Origin of the sequence: Corynebacterium sp. HMSC068G04, from assembly GCF_001814885.1 — a bacterium.
Taxonomy (GTDB): Bacteria; Actinomycetota; Actinomycetes; order Mycobacteriales; family Mycobacteriaceae; genus Corynebacterium; species Corynebacterium hiratae.
This window is the reverse complement of record NZ_KV818293.1, coordinates 1-541: the sequence shown is the minus strand read 5'-3', so window position 1 is coordinate 541 and position 541 is coordinate 1. Positions and strand designations below refer to the sequence as shown.

The following is a 541-nucleotide window of genomic DNA, read 5'->3' as shown; positions in this document are numbered from 1 at the left end:
CTGCGGACAGCCAGGAAAGCTGCGCGACCACACCACCCGTCAACTCGTTGATCTTCCTGTTGTTGGATTCCCCACTAGGCTGCACGTAACAGTCCCTAGATTCCGGTGCACAGCCGCCTCATGTAAGAGAAGGATCTTCCAGGCCGCCTTGGCTTGCGCTGATGATGGCTCCAAGCTCACCTACCGGGTCACCCGCTGGATCTTGCAACGCCTCGCTATTGACCGGATGAGTGTGTCAGCGACCGCCAAAGCACTCGGTGTGGGCTGGGACAAGGTCGCACTGGACGCCTGCCGCCAGCTTGTCTACGGCGATCCCTGTCGCCTAGACGGGGTTCACGTCCTCGGAGTCGATGAACATGTATGGAAACACACCAGAAAACCAGGCCAGGCATCAAACCTGGTGACCATACTCGTTGACCTCACCCCGCTGGTGGACGGGCGTGGGCCTGCACGTTTGTTAGACATGCGACCGGGCAGGTCCGCCCACGTGCTCAGCGGGTGGCTTAAAGTGTTGCGACCGGCTATTTGGTAGCAGTGTCGT

1 pseudogene is annotated in these 541 nt (G+C 59.7%); it reads left to right on the top strand.

Annotated elements, in window-relative coordinates:
- A pseudogene (locus HMPREF2993_RS01280) lies at positions 1–505 on the top strand (transposase family protein); the annotation flags it as partial.
- Positions 506–541: the final 36 nt, after the last annotated feature.